The sequence below is a fragment of the Deltaproteobacteria bacterium genome (assembly GCA_009929795.1).
Lineage (GTDB): Bacteria > Desulfobacterota > Desulfovibrionia > Desulfovibrionales > Desulfomicrobiaceae > RZZR01.
In genome coordinates, this window is the sequence record RZZR01000302.1 from 1 (window position 1) to 1,889 (window position 1,889).

Genomic DNA, 1,889 nt, shown 5'->3' on the forward strand with positions numbered 1-1,889 from the left:
GGCGTGCCTCGGACCAGCCCTTGGCCATGGCCTCCTCACGGATGGCGTCGACCTTGGCGACAGCCTGGGAAGTCACCGGCTGCTTACATTTCCAAGCTTGGTTCCCGGGATAAATCCAGTCCTTTCTGGGAGCTTCGACGGGTTCCTCCTGGGACTCGGAACGCAGCGCGGGTGGCCGATAGTTCTTTGGGGAAAAGGACTGCAGGACCTCTTGAAGGCTTTCCTTGCCGAACTCCCGGATGGCCAGCTCCTGCAGGGCGTTGAATCGCTGCCGCAGCGTGTTCCAGTCCTCGTCGGGGAGTTTTCCGGCCTTGTGCGCGGCTTGGGCGGTGACCATGCGGGAACGTAGCCAGGCAAAGTATTCAGGAGACAGACGGCGACACAGCGTGCCGTCGATCTCCCTGTCTTCAGGGCAGTCGCGGGCGTCCTCGATCTCGTGGACATCGAGCCCGGTGGAGACATAGATGGCGGGCTGCGGTGGTTGCGGTGGTAATGATGGGGTTTCACATCCTGCCGAGGCGTCCTGCCCTCCGGCGGTGTGCTTGATCATGGTTTTCAGAAGGCTCATGGCTTCAGGCTCCAGAAATACGGGTTAATCGCTTTTCCCGTTACTTACCGGAGCTGCCCTGAAACCGTCGGTGACCATCTGCTGCGGTGGATACGTGCGGTGGCTGCGGTGGTTATGCGGTGAAAGGTTTTCTCGTCCCACCGCAGGGTATGGTTCTTTGTTTGTTATTTGTTTTTAGATAGTTATGAAGAAAGAGAAGATAGAGTGCGGTTGTTGCGGTGGTATTTGGGGAATGTCTCTCACGCTGGGCCGGAATTTCTCTGGTGGGAGCCGACGAATCGGTGAGTCAAAAGATATTTCAGCCCATAGGGGGTGAGACCTCTGGATTTACCACCGCATCCACCGCAAAGGTACTGAAAGCCTTGTCTGGTAAGGGTTTGGCGTGCGGTGGTCATCCACCGCAAAGGACAGCGGTGTTCACCGCACCACCGCAAAAGACAAGGACGCCCGAGAGCGTCCTGGATGATTTCGTCAGTATGGGGTGGGATCAGAGATTGGCGGTCTTGACGATCCGGTACTCGAAATTCTTGGTGTGGGCGTTGCGCTGCCGGTCGATGTCAAACCCGGCGTCCCGGATGACGTCCAGGTCGTTGCTGATGCGCCGACCGAGCTGGGCGGGCTTCTTGTATTCGAACTCGAGGTTGAATTCCCGGCCGACCCTGCGCAGCGCCGCGAGCAGCCGTCCGGCCGACACCGGTTCCATGGTGTTCTCGTTCTCGAACCTCACCTGGTAGCGTTCGATGAACCCGACGACGTGGTTTGCCCGGTCGTCCTCGCCGTAGCGGGCCTTCTCGTCCAGCTCCACCGCGTTCCGATAAGCGTGAAAGAGTGACGCCAGCGCCGTTGCGATGGGGTTCGACTCCCGCGCCATCTCCTGGCTGGTGTCGTTGATGGAATGGATCTGCTCGATGAACAGCGGGCTCAGATCCTCGAGTCCGGTGGTCACCTCGTGTTCCTCGGACCCGGCCAGCATCATCAGGTACATCAGGCTCAGATAGTCGTTGCACCGGCGTTTGCCATGGGTCGGCATGGTTCGGTGCAGCAGGCGCATGACCTGCTTCTGGGCTCCGTCCCGGATCATCGCCAGCACATGGCTGGTCCGCTTCATGATGGCCGAGATGATCAGGTCCCGCTTCTGCTGGATGGCGGAGATAACCTCCGATTCCAGAAAGCAGTCGCTGGCCTGGTTGGCGAGGTCGAAGTTGATGACGAAGGACCTCGACAGGATCTCCGAAAGTTCCCCGCACAGCGGCTCGATGCCGGTGGTGTTCAGCAGGCATTTGGTCCGCTCGGTGATGGTCTCGCTGTCGGTGCCGCTCTT

2 protein-coding genes are annotated in these 1,889 nt (G+C 59.6%); both read right to left on the reverse strand.

All coding sequences use genetic code 11. From position 1 onward, the window contains the following. On the reverse strand, positions 1-568 hold a 568-nt coding region (locus tag EOM25_14435; GenBank protein NCC26373.1), incomplete at its 3' end, for a hypothetical protein. 487 nt (positions 569-1,055) lie between these two features. Further along, a partial coding sequence (locus EOM25_14440; GenBank protein NCC26374.1) for a DNA primase occupies positions 1,056-1,889 on the reverse strand: 834 nt, incomplete at its 5' end.